Raw genomic sequence first — 24,998 nt, forward strand, 5'->3', positions numbered from 1 at the left:
AGCAACTGGGTGAACCGTCGCGTTTATTTAGGGAGCCCACACAGTCGTACGTAGTACAGGTATCCTTCGTTGTTAAGGACGCTGGAACGGTCGATGAGGGCACCCACCTGTTTTAGGTGGGTTCATTTTCGTAACGTGGGGGGTGGTTTTCTTTTGCCGATTTTGCCAAAAATTGCCATCGCAGATCCCGTATGACACCCAACGACACTCGGCAGAACCCCCGCCACCATCCCAATATCTGGTAAGCGCGTGATTATCGATTGGCGCGATTCCCCGCACCCCCTTTGGTCGAGTATCATGGGTCAGCTATACCCTTTGCGGCATGGCATCCTTTGACCTTTTCCTTCGACGCTTGGCGGTTTTTGATACATGGCTTCATCCACGAGCTACATACCGTTCCTTTGCGTGGCAGCCGCGGCATATATCACGACCTTCCTCACGGTGCCCCTGGTTAAACGTCTGGCAATCAAGCTCGACGCCGTTGACTATCCTTCAAAACGCCGTATCAACACCAAGCCCATCCCGCGCTTGGGAGGTACGGCGGTCTTTTTGGGCCTGGTCGTTGCCTGCATCGTTCAGATTATGGGCACCTGGCATCTGGGCTGGCCGCCCGTCTTGGTCCCGCATCCGCGCCTGCACATTAGCTACCCCATGCTGGCGCTTTCTTTTACCGTCATTTTTGCGACCGGCGCGATCGACGACGTCTTCCAGCTTAAGCCCAAGCAAAAGCTCGCCGGCCAGGTCCTCGCCGCGCTCATCGCCTGCGTGGGTGGCCTAAAAATCGGCGTCATCGTCAACCCGGTTGCCCCCGGCGAGATTATGCTCGGCTGGCTTGCCTATCCCATCACCGTGGTCTACCTGGTGGCGTTCACCAACATTATCAACCTTATCGACGGCCTCGATGGCCTGGCCACAGGCATCTGCGGCATCGCATCGTTCACGATGTTCTCGATGGCCGTTCTCTCGGGCCGCATCGATGCCGCCGCGCTCTCCATCGCGTTGTTTGGCGCCTGCCTGGCCTTCTTGCGCTACAACTTCAACCCCGCGAGCATCTTTCTGGGCGACTCGGGGTCGCTGCTGCTGGGCTTTGCGCTGGGCTCCATTTCGCTGCTTAATGTGAGTCGCACCGCCGCGCTCACCTCGCTTATCATTCCGCTCATCGTTGCCGGTGTGCCCATCATCGACACGTTTAGCGCCATCGTGCGCCGCAAGCGCGCCCACATTAGCATTGGACAGGCCGACAAAGGCCACATCCACCACCGCCTCATTCAAGAGGGCTATAACCAAAAGCAAGCTGTGCTGCTTATCTATGCCTGGTGTGTCCTGCTTTCGGCCGGTGCGGCCGCCATCAACCAGGTCGAAGTCCCCATGCGCGTGCTCATCTTTACCGTCCTTGGCATTGGCTCGGCAGCCTTCGCCAAGCACCTGCACCTGTTTGAGCCCGTGCTACGCCACCATTACAACAAGCGCACGCACGAAGACGAGCTGATAACCCCCGACGACCCCGCCTTTAAGCAGGAGGAGCAAGCGGCCGAGGAGCGTAAGGGAGAGCGCCACCACAGGCATTAAGGTTTGCTGCAGAAGGTTGGTCTGCTTACCGTCGGCCGCTCGTGACCGCGCCTCGACCGCCACGCATGTCTCGCCTTACCACCCCCTTGCCCACTTTCGCCCGCCCCTCTCAATAAACGCGTTATCATCTTGACCCATGAACATACGTTAGGAGCAATCATGCCAAACGAGAACAGCTACGAAGTCGCGCTGCAAAAGAGCAACGCCATTCGCGAGGGCCTGGCCAAGACGCCCGAGAAGTTCACCATGCTTACCGGCGACCGCCCCACCGGCCGTCTGCACCTAGGCCACTACTTTGGCACCCTCAAGGGCCGCGTGGAGTTGCAGAATATGGGCGCCAAGACCAACGTGCTCATTGCCGACTACCAGGTCATCACCGACCGCGACACCACCGAGCACATCCAGGACAACGTGTATAACATGGTCATGGACTACCTTGCCTGCGGTATCGACCCCGACAAGACCATGATCTACGCGCACTCCGCCGTGCCCGCCGCCAACCAGCTCATGCTGCCGTTCCTGTCGCTGGTCTCCGAGGCCGAGCTGGCGCGTAATCCCACCGTCAAGGCCGAGATGGAGGCCTCGGGCCACGAGCTCACCGGCCTTCTGCTCACCTATCCGGTACACCAGGCCTGCGACATCCTGTTCTGCAAGGGTAACGTTGTGCCCGTCGGTCGCGACCAGCTGCCGCACATCGAGCTCACCCGCACCATCGCCCGCCGCTTTAACAACCGCTACGGCAAGGTGTTCCCCGAGGTCGACGCGCTGCTGTCCGAGACCCCGCTGCTGCCCGGCCTGGACGGCCGCAAGATGAGCAAGAGCTACGGCAACGCCATCAATATCTCGATGACCGCCGAGGAGACGGCCAAGCGCATCAAGAAGAGCCAGACCGACTCCGAGCGCATGATTACGTTCGATCCCGAGAACCGCCCCGGCGTGTCCGGCCTGCTTTCGACCGCCGCCATCTGCACTGGCCGTTCCGAAGTCGAGATTGCCGAGGAGATTGGCATGGGTGGCTCCGGCCAGCTCAAGAAGTACGTGACCGAGGCCGTCAACGGGTACTTCGCACCTATCCGCGAGCGTCGCCAGCGCTACGAGAACGATCTGGACTATGTGAAGGACGTGCTGCACGAGGGCAACCGTCGTGCCAACGAGATCGCCGAGCAGACCCTGGCCGAGGTTCAGGACGCCATGGGCATGGTGTACTAGTCGAGAGCAATAAACAACACTCAAACTAAACCGCCGCGATTGGCACAATCCTCGTTGCGGCGGTTTTGTTTTCTTCAGAGGTCGGTCGCCGAGATATTCAGCCGCTTGGCAGAACCCCTAAGTCGCAAGTACCTTGAGGCTATATCCTGTTAAGCAATGACACCCTATTGTTTAACATGCGGCAGCTTTTACGGCAGACCCGACCGACCGGAAGGAGTCCCATGAGCTCAGTTGCGTTTTGTACCTGCAACGACCGGAAATGCCCATTTAACCCTGTCAACCACGAGAAGGGCTGCACACCGTGTATCGCTAAGAATCTGCACGAGCACGAGATTCCAACGTGCCTGTTCAACGCGATTTCTCCCGATCGGCTTGAGGCCGATAAAGACGAGTGGTCGTGGCAAGCGTTCGCGCGGCATGTAGAAGCATATCTGGGAAGCGACAGCCCAAGAATCCCCGCAGGCGAAGAAGCGCCGCAGGGATTTACCAAGATCGGTTGCTGTAAGCGGGACTAACAATCAAAGTTAGTGCCCCCCCTAAAACCAAACGTCAGTACCTCATTATGGGATAACAGACCTGATGGGTTTGCCCCATGCTTACAGGAAAGCGCCCGCCGACCATGGCAGCCGACGGGCGCTTTCCTGAAGTACACCGTTGAATCGCACAGAGGGGAGGAATGCGAATCAAACTCAACAGGGCAGGCTTTTTCATCGCCTACGGCCTGCTCCGTTGCTGAATACAATATAGTTCACCATTGTTTACTTTGCCGTATCAAACCGCGCCGCCACACCTTCTGCATAAGTTAACCTTTGTAAACCTGCCAATTAGGGACAGGTTTGTTTTGGCAGGTTTTATCTGGGGAAACATCAATGGAGCCAGCGTTCCGCCACAAAGAGGACAGGCACCTTTGTGGTGGTTTTGGCCACGGCAGAGTCGCTATAACCCAGCCGGCCAACGACAGGCAGCCAAGTCGACGTGCATGGGATCGGCAAACACCACGCCCTCCCCCAGCAGGAGCTCGCGCTGAGCGTCGGGGCCGCCAAAGGCAAAGCCCTCGCAAATGCGACCATCGGCAAACACCACGCGGTGACAGGGAATCTCGCCGGGGCGCGGATTGCTATGCAGGGCATACCCCACGTACCGCGCACTTCGTGGACGGCCGGCGAGCAGCGCCACCTGGCCGTACGTGGCAACCATCCCCTCAGGGATCTGCTCGACTACCTCGTACACCCGCTCAAAAAAGCCCTCAGACGCCATCGATGCTCCTTTCCGCCCGCAACAGCATAAATCAAATGATCCCTCGGGGACGGCAGGGTTGCGGATCATTTGCGGCCTCCGTGAGGCCGATGGTCCGCAACCCCGTCATCGCCGAGGGATCACATGGCATGGCAGGTAGCGTTTGCCCAGATAAAACCTGCCAAAATAAACCTGTCCCTTTTTGGCAGGTCGGTTAGTTGGCAGGCTGGAAGAAGGCTACGGCTACGGCACCGGGGCCTACATGGGTGCCGATGGTGGCGCCGATGGTGTGAACGGGCAGCTCGCCCTCGGTGTGGCCAGCCCACAGCGCGGCGCTGTCCTCGATATACTTCCTGAGCACCGCATCCGAAAGGCCCGTATAGCCGAGCGCCAGCGGCATGGAAAAGTCGACGCCGCCCGCCTTTTCGACCTTTTGGTTCAGCAGGTTGCGACCGTTCTTGGAACCGCGCGCCTTGCCCAGCTGCACGATCAGACCGTCCTCGGCAGCCACCACGGGCTTTACGTTGAGCAGCGTGCCCACGGCGCCGGCCGCAGCAGACAGGCGACCGCCGCGCACCAGGTACTCCAGCGTCTCGAGCAGGCCGATAACCACCACGCGGTCGCGCACGGCCTCGACCGCCGCCGCGATCTGAGCCGCGCTACGGCCCTCGTCCACCAAGCGCAGGGCATACTCGACCAGTACGCGCTCGCCCAGGGTGACGTTGTTGCTGTCTACCACGAACACATCGCCGCCCGGTGCCTCGGCAAGAGCGGTACGGGCACTCTGATTGGTGCCGGAAAGCTTAGCGCCCACGGTAATAATCACGGCCTCATCGCCGGCTTCACGAACCTCGGCGATAGCCTGCGAAAACGCGTACGGGTTGACCTGACCGGTCTTGGGCAGCTCATCGCGCTCCACGAGCATCTCGTAAAAGCGCTGGTGATCGATGTCGACGCCATCCATGTACACATCGGTACCAAAGGTAACGGACAGTGGCAAAACAGCCAGTGCCGGGTGCTCCGCCGGCGACATATCGCTTGCGGAATCGGTAATAATGCGGACGGACATAGCGAATCCTTTCTTGCGCAGGTCCCGCGCAGGGAATTTTGACAGCAATGCCCCGGCACGGTATACGCGCTCAAACGGGACGATGCAGTTGTTAGTGGAAAGCAAATGCCTAGGCGGCCCTACAGCTCGCGCAGGGTGTCGAGAATCGTACGCAGCGACGCGTACATCTGCTCACGCTGCTCCACGCCCATGGCCTTGCCGGTGGCGTCGAGCACCTCGCGAATAATGCGATCGGCCTCATTCATGCTCTCGCCGCCCAACGTGGTCAGGCGAACCGGGGCGCGATACTTAACGGCGGCATCGCCCGAATCGTCGACCTCGACGTAGCCGCCCTCTTCCAGATGCGCCAGCGTGCGCGAGACGGCAGCGCGGGTCACGCCTGCCATGCGGGCGAGGTCGGCACCAGTCAGGCCGTCCTTGCTGCGCTCAAGATAGTACAGGCACATGATATCGGAACCCTTAAGGCCCAGCCTTGCGCCCTCAGATGCCTTAATGCGCTGGATCTCCTTGTAGAGCCCGCTAATCAGTCCGACAAAGTCCTCAAAACGTGTCTCGTCGTTCTGCTGCATGGGAGACGACCGCCTTTCGCTTGCATGATGCTAACGGGTAAACATCTTAGCCGCATGCCCGAACCCCCGTACCCAAATATCCCAATTGTTAACTCATCAACATAAAAACCACCACAAAGGGGATAGCACCTTTGTGGTGGTTTGTGTGGTGGTTTGGCCCGAGCTAGAGTTCCACGCGCGGGTTATCGCGGGTCACAAGCGTCTTAACGACAACCGTCGCTCCCAGATAGCGCTCAAGCAGCTCGGCTAAGCGATCGATCGCGGCCTGACAGTCCCCCATTCGCTCGGGCTCAACACACTCAATCGCCAGGAACGCATCGGCAGAATCGTCGGACAGAGCCGTTCGAACGCCGTCGCGCCAGTTCCAGCAGCGGCACACGGCACCCGCATCATCGATGTAGGCGAGCTCGCCGGGCAGCGTCGGGTCATCCGCCTCCTCGCCAAGCGGCAAGAACGCATCGCCACCGTCGGTCACCTTCAAGCGAAGGTCTCCCTCAATCGCGTGCAAATCCTCGCCTCCCACGGGCAGCGCGTAGGTCAGCGACACCGTGTTGTAAATATCCACCGCCGGTGTGATATGACCGACCGGCTTGCCCTTGAGCACGCGCTTGAGCAGGTTCTCGATTGAGCAACGCGCGCCCTTTTTAGTCTTGAACAGGCGATAGGCCTCGCGCCATGCCTTGACCGGCGCGTTCTCGCTGATGGTATCGCTTGTCAGATGACGCTCCGCATCGATATTGGCGCGATCGAGCAGCGCCGCAATCGCGTCCACGTCCTCCTGGGGAATCTGAGCCGCGGGCTTCATGCCCTTTACGACCACGACGCCGACCGCCGCCTGTGGAAATAGCTCCCAAAATGAATCCTCGGCAACAAAGCCCTTCATACGCTCTCCCTTCATTGTGCGCGCCCGAGCGAGGGCACCTAAACAAAAAGCGCCCTTACAACGGCCACCTTCAAAGTCCTACGGTGCCGTCACAAGAGCGCTTACGCTGTCCCCATCCGGAGAAGGAGACGATATGTCAGGCGCATTGTAACCCGAGTCATCCACACGAGCAAAACCACCACAAAGGCGCCTGCCTCTTTGTGGTGGATATGGACTCGAGGCGACGCTAGTGGCGGAGTCCCAGTAGGCCGCGGCCGCGATGACGGGCCTCGGCGGACACCTGAGCGTGCGGGCCGGCGGCCTTGACGGACTCGGGCAGGTGCGAGTACTTCTTCTCGAAGTTCTCCTCGAACATCACCGCCAGGTTGTGCGCGGCCTCGTCGTAGCGCGCTGTGCTCTGCCAGTACTGGCGCGGCACCAGGATGCCGTCCGGCACACCGTGGCACGTGGTGGGAATGTCGACATTAAAGATATCGTCGTGCAAGAACTCGCTGTCCTCGATGGTACCGTCGAGGGCGCGTGCGACCAGGGCGCGCGTGTAGGCAAGCTCGATACGATGGCCCACGCCATAACCGCCGCCAATCCAGCCGGTGTTGAGCAGATAGACGCGGGTGCGACCGTCGGCGATACGCTCGCCGAGCATCTTGGCATAGACCATGGGGTCGAGCGGCATAAACGGCTCTCCGAACAGCGAGGAGAACGTAGGCGTGGGCTCGGTGACGCCGACCTCGGTACCGGGGATCTTGGCGGTGAAGCCCGTCACAAAGTGATACATGGCGGCATCGGCCGTCAGGCGCGAGATAGGCGGCAGCACGCCAAAGGCATCGCAGGTCAAAAACAGCACGACGCTCGGGGTGGTGCCCATGCCCTTGGTCCACGCGTTGGGGATATGCTCGACGGGATAGGCAACGCGCGTGTTGTGCGTGATCGAGACGTCATCGTAGTTGGGCTTGCGGTTCTCGTCGAGCACCACGTTTTCGCAGATCGCGCCAAAGCGAACGGCGTTGAAGATCTCGGGCTCGTGAAACTCGTCCAAGCCCTCGCACTTGGCGTAGCAGCCGCCCTCGATGTTGAAGATGCCCATGTCGGACCAACCGTGCTCGTCGTCGCCGATCAGCAGGCGCGTGGGATTGGCCGAAAGCGTGGTCTTGCCGGTGCCGGACAGGCCAAAGAACACGGCGGTCTCGTGCGTGACGGGATCCATGCTGGCCGAGCAATGCATGGGCAGCACATCGTCCTCGACGGGCAGCAGGTAATTCATGACGCTGAAGATGGACTTTTTAATCTCACCGGAGTAGCCGGTGCCGGCAACCAGAATCACGCGCTCCTGGAAGTTGATGACCACGGCGGCGCTGGAGTTGAGGCCCTTGATGGCGGGGTCGCACTGGTACCCGGGTGCCGCGAGCACGCAAAAGTCCGGCTCGCCGGTGCGCGCAATTTCGCGAGCGAGCGGACGGGCGAGCATCTGCTTAATGAAGAGCGCCTGGCTCGCGCGCTCGCAGGCAACGAGCAGGCGACGCGTGTGGTTGCGGTCGGCACCCGCCATGCCACGCGTGACGAACACGTCGCGCTCGTTGAGATAGTCGACGATGCCGGCCTTGATGGCCTCGTAGCTCTCAATCGAAAGCGGGCGGTTGACGGCGCCCCAGGCGATCTTGTCGTGAACATCGGGGGTGTCAACGATAAAGCGGTCGTTGGGAGAACGGCCGGTGCGCTCCCCCGTCTCGATTACCAGCGCGCCGTTGGATGCCATGCGGCCCTCTTCACGGCGGATGGCGTGCTCGACGAGCTCCGCAGCAGGTAGATCGACCAGCAGACGCGGCTGATTCTCGGCGGGATCTTCGACCAGCGTAATACCAAAGTTGGACAGAACTTCTGCAGGGGTAACACCAGGCATGGGGCCTCCTTTAAAAGCGCGTCACGCGGGCGCGGCGCGCACTTTACTCACGTAAAGTTCGTTGTACCCGATATGCAAAAACGTTTTTGTGGCAAGGGGGGCAAGCCCGCCCAACGGTCAAAAATCGCAGGCAAGCGGCCTAGTCATTGGGTAGTCATTGGGGACGTTCTTAAACGACGAGTCGTTGGGGACACTCTTGAACAGGCAACATTCAAGGAGTGTCCCCGGATGCCGGCACTTAGGGACGTCCCTAAGTGCCAACTATAGCGGCAAGCCTTGGCCGAGCATGGCGATGGCGCTCATAAGGACCAGCATGCCGGCGGCGTAGGGCAGGACCGCGCCCAAGAGCTCGGCATCCTTGCCGCGCACGTGCACAGCGGCCAGGCCGATGGCAAGCGTCTGCGGCGAGATCATCTTGCCGGCGGCGACGCCAAGCGCGTTCAGCGCGACCATCCAGTAGTCGCTCACGCCCAGCGCGGTGGCAGCCTGGCTCTGGATGGGACCAAACAGCATGCCAGAAGACGTGCCCGAACCGGTCACGAATGCACCGACCGCGCCGATCCACGGAGCCAGAACCGGGTACAGGCCACCGGCGACCGCAATGCAAAACGCGCTGATCGAAGAGATCATGCCCGCATAGCCCATAACCTTGGCACAGCCCAGAACCGAAAGCATGGTAATGACCGTCGGCATCATCTGCTTGACGGTCGCGGCCAGCACCTTGCCCATCATGCGCGGCGAAGCACCCTGAATGGCGCCGCCGACAAACGCCGCCAGGAAAATCCAGACGCCCGGCGTGTTGATCCACGAAAACGTGAGCGTGCCGGGGTTCTCGCCGCAATACACCTGCACCTGGCTCGCAAACGGTGCGAGCGCAGCATGCACGGCAGGCACCAGGTTAGACGTCCCCAACAGCAGCACAAAGATCAGGATGAAGCACGACCAAGCCGAAAGCGCCGACTTAGCGGTGAGTTGCTCGCCGGCCTCGATATTCATGTGGAAGCGTGCGTCCAGATGCCCCGACTTCTCGGCACGCATGGCAAGCGCAGCTGTCAGCGCGAGCGAAACGATGGAACCGACGACGACGGCAAGCTCGGGACCCACAAACATAGCAACGACAAGAGCCGCACCGGCAAAGGACACGCCGGAGAGCACGGCGATGCCCGCCACGCCGTTCAGGCGCTCGGCAACGCCCGCAACATTACCCTGGTCATCGGCGACACGACCCGCAACCAGCACGATAAACAGCGGCATCATCACAAAGAAAGGCGCCAACTGCACCATCTGAACGGTCGCCAAATGCAGCGGGTCCAGGCCCACCAGACCGGCAACGGACACCGTGGGAATGCCAATGGAGCCGTAGGGCGTGGGCACGCCGTTGGCCAGCAGACAGATGAGCACGGCGGGCACGGCCTCAAAGCCCAGGCCCGCGAGCATGCCGGCGGGAATAGCGACGGCGGTGCCAAAACCGGCCATGCCCTCCATAAAGCCACCAAAGCACCAGGCCACAAGCAGCGCCAGAAGACGGCGATCGCTGCTGATGGAGGTGATCATGCTGCCGATCACGTCCATGGCGCCCGTGCGAACGCACAGGTTATACGTGAACACCGCGGCGATGATTACCAAAACGATGGGCCACAGGGCCATCAAAAAGCCTTCGAGCGAGGCGGTCGCAATCTGCGCTGCCGGCAGGTGCCACCATGCGAAGGCAAGCACGCACGAAAGGACAAACGATCCGATGGCGGCTTTCCAAGCTGGCCATTTAAAGCACAGCAGCATCACGACAAGCCAAATGATCGGCACAAGAGCCAGCAAGAATGCGGCGACGTCCATAGGTAGAAGCTCCTTGGTACCGCGCGGGCGGCATCGTGGTATCACATAACTTCAACAGGATACCGCACGCTCACCGACAATTTACTGCCGCCCCCCGAAAAAATTGAACAATCCGTTCAAAAACATGAGTGACACCGTCGCGTCTATGCTAGAACGCAGCAATAGAAAGGACCCGCCTTGAGCATCTCGCCCCTCGATAGCATCCGCCGCGCCATCGCCCGCCGCAACGGCATCGCCAACCCCGCTGTATCGAGAGGCGGCACCGCAAAGGCCCAGGGCGGACGCATCGAGAACGGCCTGTTCCCCGCATCGCACACCGCCGAGGAGCTCGCGCGCATCCAGGAGCTGAGTCAGCGCAACGCCGGCGGTCCAAATAGCGGCCAAGCCACGCGTCGTCGGCGCGAGCGCGATCGCGAGCCCGGTCCTGTCCGCCGTATGGTCAACGCCTGGTGGAACCGCCTGCTCGGCGCCGTCTACGGCGGCGGTTTCTCCATGCAGGAAGCCGAATACGAGGAGCACGCCACCCGTCGCGACTACCTTTGGAACACCCTCGGCACCGCCGTGTGGGGCATGGCGTTTCCGCTGCTCACTATCGTGTCCACGCAACTCGTGGGCGCCGAAGAAGCCGGCAAGTTCTCCATCGCCTTTGTCACCGGCACGCTCATCATGATCGCGTGCAACTACGGCGTACGCAATTTTCAGGTCTCGGACATCGACGAGAAGACGTCCTTTGCCTCCTACCAGCTCAACCGCTGGCTTTGCGGAGCTCTCGCCCTAGGCTGCGGCCTCATGTACAGCAGCGCCCGCGGCTACGACGCGCACATGGCGACGATCGGCCTGGGCGTCTACCTGTATAAGGTAATCGACGGCGTGGCGGACGTGTACGAGGGCCGTCTGCAGCAGGCCGACAAGCTCTACCTAGCCGGCATGAGCCAAACGCTGCGTTCCGCCGGCGTCATCGCGGTCTTTAGCGTGGCGCTGTTCCTTACGCGCAGCATGCCCATCGCGGCCATGGCTATGGGTGTTACAGCGATCGCCTCGCTTGTGCTGGTCACCGCCCCACTCGCCCTACTCGAGACCGAAAAATCGCGTCGCGTGAGCATACGCGAAGTCGGCCGCCTTTTTGCGCAGTGCGCCCCGCTCTTTGGCGCGCTCTTTTTGTTCAACCTTATCGAGAGCATGCCCAAATTTGTGATGGAAGGCACGCTGGCCTACAAATATCAGCTGTATTTTAATGCCCTGTTCTTTCCGGCGCAGGCCATTTTGCTGAGCGTTGGTTTTATCTATAAACCGCAGCTCTTGCGTTTGTCGAGCATTTGGGCTAACCCGCGCAAGCGTCGCCGCTTTGACTTAATTATTGTCGCCGTCATGGCGCTGATCTTGGGTTTCACTGGCGCATGCGCCGCGTTTATGGCAGGCCCCGGCATTCCCCTTATGAGCTTTATGTACGGCCTCAACTTTGAGCGCTACCGCACATTGGCGCTGCTGATGGTCGTCGCCGGCGGCATCACCGCAGCCATCGATTTTATCTACGCCATTATCACAGTGCTGCGCCACGCCGGCGATGTCACCAAGATCTACCTCATTTGCTTTGCCGTGAGCGTGGTGCTCCCGATGATCCTCATCAACCTACTGGGGCTGATGGGTGCCGTCGTGAGCTACCTGGCTATCATGGCCCTACTGCTGGTGCTGTTGATTGTCGAGTACGCCCACATTCGCCAGCGCATAGAACGAGCCCGCAACCCGTACGGTGTCTAATTAGCTGCCTCGGCCACCGGAATTTGCGATGGAATTACCCGGGCTGGGGTCTTGTTGCGGACAATATGCATCACGCAAAACTAAGTGAGTAGACTTTTACCGAATCCCCGACCACACCGACAAAGCACAAGTCTGTGACCTGCGGTTTTATTGAGGCAAATATGTTGGGTGCTCGGCATTTCCAAAAAAGTCTACTCACTTAGCCAGCGGGCAGCCAAATGATTATGTAATCCCCGCCCCAGAAAAATCATTTGATGGGCAGAAGGGCAAAAGTAGTCAAAAAAGCCCCGTCCCAAATTAGCTACCCTTTGCACCGATTACTCGCCAGGAAGAATGTTTGCATAGAACTCCGCACCATCGTCCAGGCGCAGAATGCCTACACGGCCGAACTCGGAGCCGGTGGCGGCGGCGCAGTCGATGTCGATGCGGTCGGGAACGCCGGCGGTATCCTCACCGCCCAGGCGCACAATCTGTCCGCGGCCCGACTCCTCATCGAGCCCTGCCAGGCCGCCGACCTCGCAATAACGTCCAAGCGACACCGTGGGCGTGTGGCCGCTCACCACGACCGGACCTTTGCCCTCGGCAGAAAGCAGCCCCGTCGGGGCATCCCAATAGCCATGGCGAATCCACAGCAAGTCATCGGACGACTGCACGGCAAGCATTTGCTGCAGCAACTCGCTATCGGCATCGACCGCTCCCCTGCCGTCACCGCAATCGACACCATGCTCAAGCAAAAACGCACGCGCCGCCTCGGTCTGAATGCCGGCGTGCACCAGCAGATACGGTCGCTCGGCAGTCTCTGCCACCGCATAGAGCGGCAGGGCAGCAGCCCAGCGCACCAGCTCCTCGTATGCCTCAAACTCCATATCGTTGAGCTGCTGGCGCGTGGTCCAACCGCCGTTGATATCCCAGGTCTCGGCATCGAGCGGGTCCTGGCCAATGATCGCGTCGAGCATAATCTGCTCGTGGTTACCCTTAAGCACGCGAGCGTTGGGCAGCGATCGCACCAAGTTAATGACGCCGACCGGATCGGGACCGCGATCGATCATGTCGCCCAGCACATACAGCGTGTCGTCGGACGTTAGCGAGATCTTGGAAAGGGCCTCGTCCAGCGCGCGCACGTGCCCGTGAGCATCAGATGTCACATAGATCGCCATGGAACGCCTTTCCCTGCATTACGGCCGAAGCCCGGAGCCACAACTAAAACTTCAAGTTGAACTTAAACGTTACCCATTGTACTCCGTTGCAATAAAGCTGGGAAGAGCCCCGCGTCGCCAACGGTCGTTAGCGGCCGCACGCCCGCGCGCGCAGTTCACGGTGCACCGCCGACAGCTGATTCCCGACCAGCTTCGCACACGCCGCAGCCTCGTGTCGAAAATGCGCACGCCCGCAATCCACCTCCATAACCCACCATCTTTGGGTACATATAACCGCAGATAACTGACCGTGCCACGCCAACCTCCCAGGAGCGGACACTATCCATGAACCAGATACTTCTCTTTATAGGCCTCGTCATCATTTTGTGCCTGACCATCAAACCCGTCGGCAAAAAGCTCCCCTTCCCCACCCTGCTCATCTTCATCGCGCTGGGCATGCTGCTGGGCGTCAACGGGCCGGCGCACATCGACTTTAGCGACTACGCACTCACCGAAACCGTCTGCAGCACGGCGCTGCTGTTCATCATGTTCTACGGCGGCTTTAACACCAATATCGACCGCGCCAAACCTGTCGCCGTACCCGCAGTGCTGCTGAGCACGCTCGGCGTCGTCATTACCGCCGGCATCACGGGCGCCTTTGCGCACTTCGCGCTAGGCTTCGACTGGATCGGCGGTCTGCTGCTGGGCTCGGTCGTGGCGTCGACCGACGCAGCGAGCGTCTTTAGCGTGCTGCGCGAGCACAGTCTGTCGCTGAGAAGTGGCACTGACTCGCTGCTCGAGGTCGAATCGGGCTCCAACGACCCCGTCGCTTACATGCTCACCGCGGTACTCGCCACGCTCGCGGCGGGCGGCGACATTAACATCCCTGTGCTGCTCGCCAAGCAGATCATCCTGGGCGTGGGGCTGGGCCTTGTCATCGGCTGGGCATCGGGCCGCCTGATCGAGCGCGCGCACGCAACAGCCGAGGGCGCGCAGACCATCTTTTTGTTCGCCGTGGCGATCGTCGCCTACGCGCTGCCGAGCTACCTAGGCGGCAACGGCTTTTTAGCCGTGTACCTTGCCGGCATTGTGCTAGGCGCCAGCGACATCACCGGCAAGGTCGAGATGGCGCACTTCTTTGACACCCTTACCGAGATGGCCGAAATGACCATCTTCTTTTTGCTCGGCCTACTCGTGACGCCCGCACGCCTGCCGCAAATGCTGCTACCCGGCCTGGCGCTCATGGCGTTTATGCTCTTCGTGAGCCGCCCCATCGCCGTCGGTCTGCTCCTGGCGCCCTTTAAGTCCAATCCTCGCCAGGTCGCACTTGTAAGCTGGGCGGGCCTGCGCGGCGCGGCTTCGGTCGTGTTTAGCCTCTTTGCCGTGGTGGCCGGTGTTCCCGGCGGTCACGACCTGTTTGACCTGGTATTTGTGATTGCCGTTTCGAGCATAGTGGTGCAGGGATCGCTGCTGCCGGCAGTGGCGAAAAAGCTCGACATGATCGACGCGGAAGGCGACGTGCGCCGTACCTTTAACGATTACCGCGACGAGGACGGCATGTCGTTCGTTAAGCTCAAGGTAGGCGCGGGCCATCCATTTGCCGGACGCTCGCTCGCGGACATTGGCAGCGCCACAGATATGCTCGTGGTCCTGGTACTGCGCGGCGGCGCGCACCCGGTGCTGCCCAACGGCGATACCGTCATCGAGGAAGGTGACCTGCTGGTTATGGCCGCGCCAACGTTTGAAGAGCGTGCCGAGGTTACACTGCGCGAGGTCACCGTGACGCCCCACGGTCGCCTGGCCGGCCAGCGTCTTCGCGATGTGCCGCAAGGCAAGCACCCCTTTATCGTCGTGATGCTCAAGCGCGACGGCCAAACGATCATCCCCGACGGCAACACCCTCATATACGCCGGCGACGAAGCCGTCATCGCCACCCTGGCGTCGTAGCGGCAAGGGACAGCCATCCCGAATTGGCTACATTTGAGCATCAATCGCCCCGGCTGGGGTCTCGTTGCGGACAATTAGCGCCTCTCAAAACTAAGTGAGTAGACTTTTGTCGAATCGCCGACCACGTCACCAAAGCACAAGTCTGTGACCTGCGGGTTTGTTGAAGCAAATTAGTCGTGTGCTCAGGATTTCCAATAAAGTCTACTCACTTAGCCAGCGTGCGATCAAAATAGAACAGTCGCGAGCTCATTAGACTCCATTGGGACGGCTTATCATGCATTTTCGCGCAGCGACGGGCGCAGACGACCGTCCCAAATTAGCTACCCTTGTCACATTCCTAGTCATCGTCGACGGCAAAGTCGCGGAGGTCGAGGCCTTCGCGTTCGGCTCGGGCTAGGAGCTCTTGGGGCGACTCGTCCTCGATATCCACTACGTCGAGCATGGCAGCAGGAAAGCCCACGCCTGCCGCGCTCCCAGCGCGATCGAGCAGGCTCTCGCGCAGTTGGTCCACATCAACTTCGATCTTCATGGTGAAACCTCCTGCCGGACAATCGCGACCGAACAAACCGTACGCTCCAAATGATGTGCAATAAATCCCAGATACGGCCATAATAAAACAATGAACATCAGGGAGGTTGCAGACGATGGATAAACTCGATGTCATGACGAAACAAGTCAGGGACTTTTGTGATGCACGCGACTGGCGCAAATATCACACGCCAAAAGAGCTTGCCATCGGCATGGCGACTGAGTCCTCCGAGCTCCTTCAGCTCTTTCGTTTTATGAGCGACGAGCGCATTGCAGAAATGTTCGAAGACACCGAGCAGCGCCAAGTCATCGAAGACGAAGTCGCCGACACGCTCCTTTTCCTTCTGCGTTTCGCAGATTTAAATGAAATCGACCTGGCAGCGGCGCTTTCGTCCAAGCTCAAGCGCAATGGCGAGCGCTATCCTGTCGACGCATCATCTAACGAATACAGAAAGGCGGACCATCATGAGTAATGAGTTCGCCCTTCGACAATACACGCTTCCCCTGCCCCAGCCCTTTGAGACAAGCGAATCACTTCAGGACTTTGGAACGCCAAAGCCTGGAGCCCATCATGACGAGAGTTGGCCCGTCCTTTACATTCTTACCAACAGCAGTAACAAGACGGCATACATCGGCCAAACAACCAACTACCAGCGCCGTATGAAACAACACGCTGCAAACGTGGACAAGGATTTCGATCGAACACTTCTGATCGACAACCCTACATTCAATCAATCAGCGACATTTGAGTTTGAAAACAGGCTCATCGAACTGTTCTGTGCTGACGAAAAATACCAGGTCACCAATGCCAACAACGGCTATGCCCAATTCGATTATTTTGAGCGGCCTCAATATCGCCAGAAGTTCCGAGACCTCTGGACAAAGCTTCGCGAAGAAAACTACGCGATTCATCCGATTGAAGAGCTCGAGAACTCCGATCTGTTCAAGTTCTCACCTTTCAAGACGCTTACGCCCGACCAATACGAAACGATCGAGACGATTTTTAAACGTCTCGAACAGGAGCATGAAGACGCAAAACATGGCGGCTCAAAAAGAGAACGTATAACCGTCGTGAATGGCGCACCGGGAACAGGTAAAACAATCCTCGCCATCAGTCTCATGTTCAAAATCAAAAATGAGCCCAACCTTTCCGGCCTGCGAGTCGGTTTTGTCACCCCCATGGATTCCCTGAAGAAGACCCTCAGGAAACTCACGCACTTCCTTCCAGGGTTAAAGCCTGGCGATATCTTGAGCCCCAGCGATGTTACCAAAAACGATCGGTATGACATCCTGCTTGTCGACGAAGCACATCGACTAGGTAATTATCTAAGCATGGGCGCCGGCATTGGGGCTTTTTACAACACCTGCGATCGCCTCGGCCTTCCGCATACGAGCAACCAGGTTGACTGGATATTCAAATGCTGTGACAAGGCGTACCTGTTCTACGACCCCAAACAGCAGGTTCGCGCATCCGGACTCAATCGAGACGGCCTTGAGCAGCGACTCAATCAGCTCGAAGAAGCAGGCATTGAAACTGAAGAGTTCAGCCTAAGCACACAAATGCGCGTACGCGGTGGTGACGAATACCTCGATTTTGTCTATGACTTACTCAACAACAAGGCGTTTATGCATACCGGCATGAAGTTCAACGAACTCTTTTCATCGGAGCCTTACGATTCGCGAGCCGGGGATCCGGACAGCGATATCCCCAGATACCAGTTTGGAATCGTCGACCGATTTGAGGATTTCTGTTCCCTGCAGCAAGCCAAGGAAGAAGAAGTTGGTCTATCCCGCATGACGGCAGGTTTTGCGTGGAAGTGGGAAACGAAGAAACACAAAGACGCTTTCGACATCGTCATCGAGGGCATTCCCAAACGTTGGAACTCAACCCAAAAGGATTGGGTTAATTCTGCCAACGCCGTCAACGAGGTTGGATGCATCCACACGGTGCAGGGCTACGACCTCAATTACGGATTCGTCATTCTGGGGCCAGACATTTACTACGACACCGATAAAGGAGCCGTCTGCGTTAACAAAGCGAACTTCAAAGATGCTGTCGCAAAGAAAAAGGCGAGCGAAGATGAGCTACGGAAGATTATCGTCAACGCCTACTATGTCCTCATGACGCGTGGCATGCTGGGAACGTATCTCTATGTGTGCGACCCCGCACTCAAGGAGTATTTGTCGCGGTATATCCCGGTGATATAGGCTGGCGCCCACACATGACATGAATAGCAACGAAAGCAGCAGCGAAGCTCCTAGGAAACAATCTCGGATTCACAAAGGGCGGTGGGGCGCGCCGGCGCCCTATCCAACCAATACTGCTCCCAGAACATTTGCGAGCTTCTTGGCGGGGCGCCTATTCGCTTTTTCACCCATCGCCACGAGCGCATGGTTGCAGTCATCCCCATTCATGTCGCAAACAATTCTAAGCTCATGCCGCGCCCTCGAAGCAGCCGTATAAAACAGAGTTCCAGGCTCAGGCATGTAGCTCATGGACGGCTGTTCCCATAAGGCTTGATCAACATCAATCATAATTACCGCAGCAGCCTCCATCCCCTTGAACTTCCTCACCGTATGGACGGGAACCTTCTGACCTTTCCATCTCTTTAAGCTCAGATCGCCAGTGAAACAACTCGACAGCTTAGAGTTTTCCAGTGTCTTGCATGTGATAACCACAATGTCATTAATACCAGCGTTCTTGAGTAGATCAATGTGCTTATCCACAAATGCCTCTTGCGCGGCGGCGTCACAATCAATCATAAGCAATGGAGGTTTTCCGAGCCTAGCCATAACCTGCATTCTAAAACCATGCGCCTCACCAAGAGCACTCAAGGAAGACCTCTCGATAGCCTCCGTATTCCGGCAGTTTACATAAAGCGTTAGCTTGCAATCGGCATCCATAAGGAAGCTGGGCATAGTTGAGCCTTGGACAAACTGCCTTTTGTCGTAGAAGAGGTACATCGTGCTTTCCGGCCTCGAGTCCACGATAGAACGCAAGGTTTCGAGCACCATCGCATCTTCAATGGGTTTGAGGCCAAAGTCTTGGCCTTCGTCTATTACGATGTGCTGATAGGGAAACGAGTCAGGGTGCTCCATGAGTTCTTCGGTCAGGCTGGCGTAGTTTGGCTCGAGAGAATTGCAGACCTTGCAGGCGTAGCCCGGAATTGTATAGACGTCAATTTCCGGGACATCGTCGCACCTTCTAGTAATCTCTTCCTTCAAAAGCGAGTTAAAGCACAAAAAGAGAACCCTGCCCGTACAGGCGGCCTGCCTAGCTCTCTCAATTGCAATGAGAGTTTTGCCAGTTCCTGCCGCCCCGTTAATTACCGCTGTCTTCTGATCCTTTATGAAATTCAACACGCGAGCTTGCGAGTCCAGCAGCCTTGCGAACACGAAGTCGTTATATCGATAGTCCACCGAATTCGTCGGGACGATATCGAACTCCGGCAGGAGCACTTTATGCAAGACCTCTTGAGCCTCGGTCTTGGAGAGTCTCGTCTCCCTTCCCCCGACTTCCATACTCATGATGCGAACGATTTGAGCAGTTGGATCTCCAAGGTCTGTCTTGCACAGAGTAATATCGCGAGAAGCCTCGGGGGAGTAATCAATAAAGCCAAGTTCATGTGCCCCCAGGGACGGAAGCCAAACCGCATGAGCAACCTTGCACCTACCGCAAAGCTCTCCTAACCCTACATCCTCAAAGCGATTAATGAGCTTCCATTTGATGCTATCCGCCTGTCGATAAGGCCCTCCATGCCTCCTCATCGATATGCCGCTACCGTATAGCCACTCGCCGTTTTCGCAGCGAATCTTTCCCGCCTTCGCCTCGATGACAAGGATACCGAGCCTGCGATTAAACACGACGAAATCGGCTTCCCTCTGCTCAATAGCGTTTCCATCCACAACATCCAACATCTTGTATGAATGGATAACCGTAAAATCATCGGGAAGCTTGCTCAGCGCGTAATAAATCTCCCCCTCACGGCTCCGATCGTCGTATTCAGCCGGGCCAAGGCTCGGTATCATTCTTGCAGCCACAGCTACGCCTCTTTATAAATCTCGTCCATCACATCTTTGGCGGAGCACTCGCCAACGACAAACAGGCTCCAACCCGAAATGTTGCGCCAAGCAGGCCCAAATACATCTTTGAAATCGCTCGCCGCTTCTTCATCAAGAAGAATGACCTTGGACTTACGCCAAACAAACGTGGCGTAAGCGCTGTCGCCGCTAGCATTAGATAGATCCACGTCTTTGTCCGGAGTCTCCCAACGCAAATGCGGATCGTAGCTCGCCATCTCACAAACCAGCTCGGCCCATTCATCCGTAGAACCAGATTGGATTGACAGTTTCATCGCTTCGGCCAACGATAGCGCCTTGTTGTTTGCGCCATCATCAGAGGCATATAGCTCAAACCCAGCAACCGAGTCCGAGGCATCCGGCTCGCAATCGAGTTCTTTATCCTCATCGGCATTGCCGGCAGAACAAACGGAAGGCGACACAGCAAGAAGAGTCCCCAAAATTCGCTTTGCAGCGCCTCGAGAAAGATTCGCCTGCACAGCTTGGTTGTAATAATTTGCAATACAACCGTAGCAGCAAGTTTCTTCACCGCATCCGCAATGACCGTCTACGACCTTATATGCCTCTTCAATTAGTTCCGCCACCTCTTTGCTGAGCTGGCGCACATGACCGGCTCCTCCAGGCACGTCATCATAGATGAGTATTGAGAAGCTGCCTGCCTCATTTTTGTATGTAGTCCCTCCGAGTTCGGTCTCGGGAACCTCAAGGATTTTAGCCGCAGCGGTAACCAGCGCCCACATCACAGCTTCCCAGTCGCCATCGCAGCAAACCGTCGCCGCATCAAAATCAAATACGAGCTCGAGAACGTCGCTCACAAATGCCGTACCCAGTGCGCTGAACCTATTAATCTTTGGAGCAGCGCCGCTCTTCTCGCACCAGTAGGCATGTTGAATCTTCTCTCCACCAACAGCAGCGCGATTGCAGTAAGAGCAGACTTGGAAGCCCTTAGCAGGGCTATTGAGCACACAAAGTTGCCCGTTCTCGGCATATTTTACTTTCACCGCACCGCCAGGAAAACAAAACTCTCCGGTCGCAGTCTCGTTAGGCCAGTGCTGGCTAAAGTGCACCGATGCATACCCCTTTGGCCTCGGCCTTCTAAGCCCGATGCCTTTTTTGTTTTCTGTTCCGACAAAACCATAGGAAGGTATGAGCATATTCTTTTCGAGAGCAAACTCGGTATGGCAAACGGGGCACTCGCCTTTATCACTGTAGTTTTCAATGGGCCATACAAATGTTTCGCAATTTGGGCACTTTCCATACCTGCGCTTTCGCAACTCTTGCCCTTTCGGCTTTCTGAGTCCGACGGACTTCCAAAGCGTCTTGCCGGCAACGATTTCCGCCCCCGGTGCATATTCCCTAATGGCTTGACGCATACCCCTAGAAAGCTCGAGCCTGTTCTCACCTACAGAATTCTCAATATCAAGAAGATGGAGCTCTACGAGATCAGTCGGAAACCCGTACTTAGGCAATACTCCGTTCTCGGCAAGAATTGCGATAGTTCTCTCCTTCTTGAGTGCATCCCTAGACTTTAAAAGCTTGGATGCGAGAATGTCGTTGACGCCCATATTCAGTTCAATACCATCCTGAACACGCTCAAAATCAGCATGCTTAAGGCTATGTGCAAGGAGAAGCCTGCCACCGCCTCCATTCTCAGCCGAATCGATTGGCCCAACGAGCTTTGCTATCCACCCCCACTCGTTTACGCCAACTTCTTCCGCCACAGGCATGCCTTGCGGAACAACGCGGACGAGCTGTTCATAGACACTCTTTGGCCGCGATGCAAGGAAGCGGCGAAGATCTTCGAGGCCTTCCGGCTCCGATTTAGAAAGATCCATAAAGTCGTTGTATCCATGAGAGTAGTCTTTGCCCAAGCTCCGGCTCGCGTAGCGAAAGAACTCAGACATAGCGACAGCGAAAACATGCCGTATCGCAATGGCATCGTTATTCAGATAACACATTGGCACTCTCGTGTTGCCGCCAATTATCTTGGCTGGGTCCTCAAAGTACGCGACATCATGGGGCCGCAAGCGAGCAAATGTGATGGCATATCCAGGCTTGCCAGCGCGGCGTCCAACGCGTCCAGCACGCTGTGTGTAGTTTGCAGTGCTGGGCGGAACATTTCTCATAAAGATTGCCCTCAAATCACCGACGTCTACACCCAGCTCAAATGTCGTTGTGCAACTCAAAACATTAACGGCGCCCTTAATAAAATCGCTCTGTATTTCCCTGGCCTTTTTAGAAGACAGCTGCGCCGTATGCTCTTCGATTTTGAGAGGAAGCGCCTCATCTTGATATACCGTTTTATAGTAGCGGTCTTTGCCTCTTGCCTCTGCGAAGCTCATTTTCACCATCGTGCCGTTGCATTTCGTTGTCATGCAAACACCATGCGTATCCAGGTGAGTCTCACATCCGCACGCATCACAACGATAGACAATATCATCGTTGGAATGCGGATACATAGTCCAAATATCTCTGCCAAGCCTAAAGTGTTCACGCGAATCGATCAGATATCCTTCGCCCCTAAATAGCTTGCAACTTAGATACTCCCCCATAAACTGGAATAGACTTTGCAGAATCGGGCGAACGTCCTCACGGGTCAGCTCGATACCGTGGACCCTTTTGACGTACTTGCGAATAAAGGCGCTGCGCTTATTTTCTGTACCACGTACCGCATCTCCCGCAAACTGAACAATATCCTTTGACGCAGAGCTGTCGCTCTCAAGCACGACAAGGTTGCCGCGCTTCTCATGATTGTTTCTTAGTTCAGGGACCCCTTCAGGAACCTCGATAACGTTTTTCTCTCGGAGCAGTTCAAGACAGGTCCTTGCAAACAAAATGTAGTCTTCGCATGAAAGCCAGGTGGCCCCATCGGCATTAAGTATATCCACTTGCCTTGCGACAAGCTTTTTCGCCCCAGGATGGGAAAACCCCTTGTTAAATTCAGTAGGCTCGATCCTTACAACGCCAAGGCCTTCAAGGCTGTTCCGCGAATCCTCGGCCGCAAGCTCATCGAGAACCCAGGCCGTCGCCTGGCCCCTCTTGTTGGAACCCAAGACCCCCGGATATCGCCTCTTTGCAACACTTGTTATCCAATCAATAACTGAGCTCGGCTTACAGCCTTCACCGTCGCGAGACAGAGCCTCCACCGCTTCTCTTATCAGCTGACGACGTGTGATGTTTCCATAAGTTCTGTCCAATGCGGGCGCGAAGAAAGCCGCGTCCTGGCGCTTGTCCGAGAAGCAAATAACACTTCCGGCCCTGCGTTCTTCATCGAGGTCTGCAAACAAATCATCCTCGTCAGCCTCCTCATCAAAAGGAGGAATATCCCTGACTAAGTCGTAGCAAACGACACTGCCCGCAGCTTCAGGCGAAACGCGCATAGGCTGAATTGCCACAACGGACTGATATCCACAATGGCGACAACGCGCTTCTGCCTCATCTGCTTGTTTTTTCTCGTTTTGGTTGAGCGCAATTGGGATGCGGGCGACAATCTCATGCTCGAAACGATGAGCACCACCCTCGGCTTCATGATACAAAGACCCGCATATCGGGCACAGCCATTGGATCTTCTCATCGGGATCTCTCTCCGATTCGTCAGAGAGAAGACGGTAATAGACCCTCGGAAGAAATTCGTCGTCGGAATCCGTTCCTTCATGTCGAGGACTAAGCCACGCAGTCTTCACCTCGGGATCGGAGCTCTCCTCACCAAGGATGTATGCCTGCCCACAGTGGCGACAGACCGACACCTCATATACAGGAGTATCGTTTACATCGTCATAATGCTCCGCAATCGTTTTGTGAGGAGTCAGCTTACGTGTATGCAGATTTAAATAGATGCCCTCAGGAGCACGCAAGAAGGAATGGTAGCGACTCGTAAGAATGGGGACATCCTTGGAGCGCTGCGCAGAGGAAAGCACCTCAACCATGGCAGTGAGGATTTCCACACCTCTCTTATCTCCCGTGAGCCCTTCGATCTCAAGCTCCTCAATGGTGTCAAGATCAGTGAGGTCGAAAAGACGCTCGCAGCGTCTCACCAGTTTTGCCGCAGACGATTCACCCAGAAGGATCTTTCCTAGTCCCATTAGGGGGGACTCGCCGTCTAGTCTCGCTACAACCTCTTCAGGAGCTCCACCAGATGCGAGTGTGCTGCGAATGTCTTCTACGTTTACGTTTTCAGGATCGGAAAGTTCCCTGCGAAGTTCCGCCCAAGTGTCTAGAGAAAGCGTGCCCCAAGGCTTTTCATCAAGAGCATCTTGGGGCTGATCTTTCTCGCTCGTGATGACATCGAGATCTGCGGGATCACCCGAGAAAGGCTCGCCAAAAAGATCCCGAGCAAATTTAGCCACCTTCGGCATATCTTCTTCCGAGCCGATTGTTGCGGAAGTTGCGTAACAATGAAGCTTGGGCAGCTCCCCCGTTTCCGATTCGATACGAGCCTTTACTCGACGCAGCAAATATGCGATTTCGGTGCCAAGCGCGCCCGAATAAACGTGCGCCTCATCGATGGCGATATGCCGCCAGTTTGCACCAAATGCCCCTTCGAACAGCGGCGCATCCTCCGGACGCAGAAGGAGATACTCAAGCATAGAGTAGTTTGTAAGCAAAATGTTGGGTGGGTTCTCACGTATTTTCTCGCGAGAGATGATTTCATTTGGCAGTCTAGTTTGATCCGGGTTTTCGTCTTTCCACTTACGGAGAGCCACGGACTCTTTCTCCTCAGTGTCGCCGGTATAACGCCCGAAGGTAATATCGGTCCCCTTCAGCAACTGGCGCAATCGTTTAAGCTGATCGTTTGCAAGGGCGTTCATCGGGTAAAGAATCATGGCACGGACGCCAGCGGAGCGCCCACTCTTTTCAAATTCTGAGAGGATGTCATTCAGAATCGGAAGCAAGAAGCACTCAGTCTTACCCGAACCCGTGCCCGTAACGACGGCGTAATTACACCCGGCAACGCTCTTTTCAATAGCCTTAACTTGATGCACATATAAGGGGCGATAGGGGTCAAAATTACGTGCCTCTCCGCCGCCTAAACTCATCATGCCCTTGCAGAGAAGCCCCTCGTCCACCAGGTCGGCCACAGTTTTATCCTTGCGGTACGGAGGCGCCGCCTCAAGAAACGGTCCCTTTGCAAGATATCCCGGCTCGCAGAGAATCGTCTCAAGCTGCTTCTGCAAATCCGCGTCATCAAAGTGAATAGTAGTGGCAATGTATTCACGATAAGAGTCCTCCACTTTGCGCGCAGTCTCAATGGGGTTGAATTCTTTTACATCCGTCATTATTTGCT

17 protein-coding genes are annotated in these 24,998 nt (G+C 57.0%); 7 read left to right on the forward strand and 10 right to left on the reverse strand.

What is annotated here, in order from left to right:
- Positions 1 to 369 precede the first annotated feature (369 nt).
- The 3 genes from ACTNA2_RS00440 to ACTNA2_RS00450 all read left to right on the forward strand — a co-directional run bounded on the left by ACTNA2_RS00440 (position 370) and on the right by ACTNA2_RS00450 (position 3,293).
- Complete coding sequence (locus ACTNA2_RS00440) at positions 370 to 1,569, forward strand: MraY family glycosyltransferase (protein ID WP_441014800.1); 1,200 nt, start codon at positions 370 to 372, stop codon at positions 1,567 to 1,569.
- A gap of 159 nt (positions 1,570 to 1,728) precedes the next feature.
- A complete protein-coding gene (trpS, locus tag ACTNA2_RS00445; RefSeq protein ID WP_441032995.1) occupies positions 1,729 to 2,778 on the forward strand; it encodes a tryptophan--tRNA ligase in 1,050 nt (349 codons plus the stop codon).
- Positions 2,779 to 2,999: 221 nt separating this feature from the next.
- Positions 3,000 to 3,293 carry a DUF6485 family protein gene (locus tag ACTNA2_RS00450; RefSeq protein ID WP_195838532.1) on the forward strand — a complete coding sequence of 98 codons (294 nt, stop codon included), beginning with the start codon at positions 3,000 to 3,002 and terminating at the stop codon, positions 3,291 to 3,293.
- A 421-nt stretch (positions 3,294 to 3,714) separates the two neighbouring features.
- Here the strand turns inward: ACTNA2_RS00450 and ACTNA2_RS00455 are convergent, their stop codons facing one another.
- From ACTNA2_RS00455 to ACTNA2_RS00480, 6 genes are all read right to left on the reverse strand, one after another.
- A complete protein-coding gene (locus ACTNA2_RS00455) occupies positions 3,715 to 4,035 on the reverse strand; it encodes an MGMT family protein (RefSeq protein ID WP_441048218.1) in 321 nt (106 codons plus the stop codon).
- A 193-nt stretch (positions 4,036 to 4,228) separates the two neighbouring features.
- Entirely contained in the window at positions 4,229 to 5,083 is an 855-nt protein-coding gene (locus ACTNA2_RS00460) for a DegV family protein (protein WP_441048219.1), read from the reverse strand.
- A 119-nt stretch (positions 5,084 to 5,202) separates the two neighbouring features.
- Entirely contained in the window at positions 5,203 to 5,652 is a 450-nt protein-coding gene (locus ACTNA2_RS00465; protein WP_154515655.1) for a MarR family winged helix-turn-helix transcriptional regulator, read from the reverse strand.
- Between the two features lie 163 nt (positions 5,653 to 5,815).
- Positions 5,816 to 6,535, reverse strand: coding sequence for a B3/B4 domain-containing protein (locus ACTNA2_RS00470; RefSeq protein WP_441048221.1), 720 nt, complete (start codon positions 6,533 to 6,535; stop codon positions 5,816 to 5,818).
- Between the two features lie 226 nt (positions 6,536 to 6,761).
- Positions 6,762 to 8,432: a phosphoenolpyruvate carboxykinase (ATP) gene (pckA, locus tag ACTNA2_RS00475; protein ID WP_427719537.1), complete on the reverse strand. Its 1,671-nt coding sequence runs from the start codon at positions 8,430 to 8,432 to the stop codon at positions 6,762 to 6,764.
- A 261-nt stretch (positions 8,433 to 8,693) separates the two neighbouring features.
- The gene (locus tag ACTNA2_RS00480) at positions 8,694 to 10,265 is read right to left on the reverse strand and encodes an L-lactate permease (RefSeq protein ID WP_441048222.1); all 1,572 of its coding nucleotides are present in this window, start codon (positions 10,263 to 10,265) and stop codon (positions 8,694 to 8,696) included.
- A 177-nt stretch (positions 10,266 to 10,442) separates the two neighbouring features.
- On the opposite strand from ACTNA2_RS00480, the gene ACTNA2_RS00485 reads away from it, so the two are divergent.
- On the forward strand, positions 10,443 to 12,023 hold the full coding sequence (locus ACTNA2_RS00485) for a lipopolysaccharide biosynthesis protein (RefSeq protein ID WP_441048223.1): 1,581 nt from the start codon (positions 10,443 to 10,445) through the stop codon (positions 12,021 to 12,023).
- A 317-nt stretch (positions 12,024 to 12,340) separates the two neighbouring features.
- Here ACTNA2_RS00485 and ACTNA2_RS00490 read toward each other — a convergent pair whose 3' ends face one another.
- Complete coding sequence (locus ACTNA2_RS00490) at positions 12,341 to 13,180, reverse strand: metallophosphoesterase (protein WP_441048224.1); 840 nt, start codon at positions 13,178 to 13,180, stop codon at positions 12,341 to 12,343.
- Positions 13,181 to 13,504: 324 nt separating this feature from the next.
- Between ACTNA2_RS00490 and ACTNA2_RS00495 the strand changes: the two genes are divergently transcribed.
- Positions 13,505 to 15,106: a potassium/proton antiporter gene (locus tag ACTNA2_RS00495; RefSeq protein WP_441048225.1), complete on the forward strand. Its 1,602-nt coding sequence runs from the start codon at positions 13,505 to 13,507 to the stop codon at positions 15,104 to 15,106.
- Positions 15,107 to 15,443: 337 nt separating this feature from the next.
- On the opposite strand, the gene ACTNA2_RS00500 is transcribed toward ACTNA2_RS00495, so the two are convergent.
- The gene (locus tag ACTNA2_RS00500) at positions 15,444 to 15,635 is read right to left on the reverse strand and encodes a hypothetical protein (protein WP_427727982.1); all 192 of its coding nucleotides are present in this window, start codon (positions 15,633 to 15,635) and stop codon (positions 15,444 to 15,446) included.
- Positions 15,636 to 15,750: 115 nt separating this feature from the next.
- Here ACTNA2_RS00500 and ACTNA2_RS00505 point away from each other — a divergent pair, with 115 nt between their 5' ends.
- On the forward strand, positions 15,751 to 16,107 hold the full coding sequence (locus ACTNA2_RS00505; protein ID WP_441048226.1) for a nucleotide pyrophosphohydrolase: 357 nt from the start codon (positions 15,751 to 15,753) through the stop codon (positions 16,105 to 16,107).
- Positions 16,100 to 17,842 carry a DNA/RNA helicase domain-containing protein gene (locus ACTNA2_RS00510; RefSeq protein ID WP_441048228.1) on the forward strand — a complete coding sequence of 581 codons (1,743 nt, stop codon included), beginning with the start codon at positions 16,100 to 16,102 and terminating at the stop codon, positions 17,840 to 17,842. The genes ACTNA2_RS00505 and ACTNA2_RS00510 overlap by 8 nt, the downstream gene beginning before the upstream one ends.
- 99 nt (positions 17,843 to 17,941) lie before the next feature.
- Here the strand turns inward: ACTNA2_RS00510 and ACTNA2_RS00515 are convergent, their stop codons facing one another.
- Positions 17,942 to 19,675, reverse strand: coding sequence for an ATP-binding domain-containing protein (locus ACTNA2_RS00515; protein WP_427727988.1), 1,734 nt, complete (start codon positions 19,673 to 19,675; stop codon positions 17,942 to 17,944).
- Between the two features lie 2 nt (positions 19,676 to 19,677).
- A complete protein-coding gene (locus ACTNA2_RS00520; protein WP_441048229.1) occupies positions 19,678 to 24,990 on the reverse strand; it encodes a DEAD/DEAH box helicase in 5,313 nt (1,770 codons plus the stop codon).
- Positions 24,991 to 24,998 lie beyond the last annotated feature (8 nt).

The organism is Collinsella sp. HCP28S3_E9 (assembly GCF_052065455.1).
Lineage (GTDB): Bacteria > Actinomycetota > Coriobacteriia > Coriobacteriales > Coriobacteriaceae > Collinsella.

Bases quoted from the DNA above. Each gene is read 5' to 3' on its own strand.
- ACTNA2_RS00440 (WP_441014800.1), top strand. From the start codon at position 370: ATGGCTTCATCCACGAGCTACATACCGTTCCTTTGCGTGGCAGCCGCG.
- trpS (WP_441032995.1), top strand. From the start codon at position 1,729: ATGCCAAACGAGAACAGCTACGAAGTCGCGCTGCAAAAGAGCAACGCC.
- ACTNA2_RS00450 (WP_195838532.1), top strand. From the start codon at position 3,000: ATGAGCTCAGTTGCGTTTTGTACCTGCAACGACCGGAAATGCCCATTT.
- ACTNA2_RS00455 (WP_441048218.1), bottom strand. From the start codon at position 4,035: ATGGCGTCTGAGGGCTTTTTTGAGCGGGTGTACGAGGTAGTCGAGCAG.
- ACTNA2_RS00460 (WP_441048219.1), bottom strand. From the start codon at position 5,083: ATGTCCGTCCGCATTATTACCGATTCCGCAAGCGATATGTCGCCGGCG.
- ACTNA2_RS00465 (WP_154515655.1), bottom strand. From the start codon at position 5,652: ATGCAGCAGAACGACGAGACACGTTTTGAGGACTTTGTCGGACTGATT.
- ACTNA2_RS00470 (WP_441048221.1), bottom strand. From the start codon at position 6,535: ATGAAGGGCTTTGTTGCCGAGGATTCATTTTGGGAGCTATTTCCACAG.
- pckA (WP_427719537.1), bottom strand. From the start codon at position 8,432: ATGCCTGGTGTTACCCCTGCAGAAGTTCTGTCCAACTTTGGTATTACG.
- ACTNA2_RS00480 (WP_441048222.1), bottom strand. From the start codon at position 10,265: ATGGACGTCGCCGCATTCTTGCTGGCTCTTGTGCCGATCATTTGGCTT.
- ACTNA2_RS00490 (WP_441048224.1), bottom strand. From the start codon at position 13,180: ATGGCGATCTATGTGACATCTGATGCTCACGGGCACGTGCGCGCGCTG.
- ACTNA2_RS00495 (WP_441048225.1), top strand. From the start codon at position 13,505: ATGAACCAGATACTTCTCTTTATAGGCCTCGTCATCATTTTGTGCCTG.
- ACTNA2_RS00500 (WP_427727982.1), bottom strand. From the start codon at position 15,635: ATGAAGATCGAAGTTGATGTGGACCAACTGCGCGAGAGCCTGCTCGAT.
- ACTNA2_RS00505 (WP_441048226.1), top strand. From the start codon at position 15,751: ATGGATAAACTCGATGTCATGACGAAACAAGTCAGGGACTTTTGTGAT.
- ACTNA2_RS00510 (WP_441048228.1), top strand. From the start codon at position 16,100: ATGAGTAATGAGTTCGCCCTTCGACAATACACGCTTCCCCTGCCCCAG.
- ACTNA2_RS00520 (WP_441048229.1), bottom strand. From the start codon at position 24,990: ATGACGGATGTAAAAGAATTCAACCCCATTGAGACTGCGCGCAAAGTG.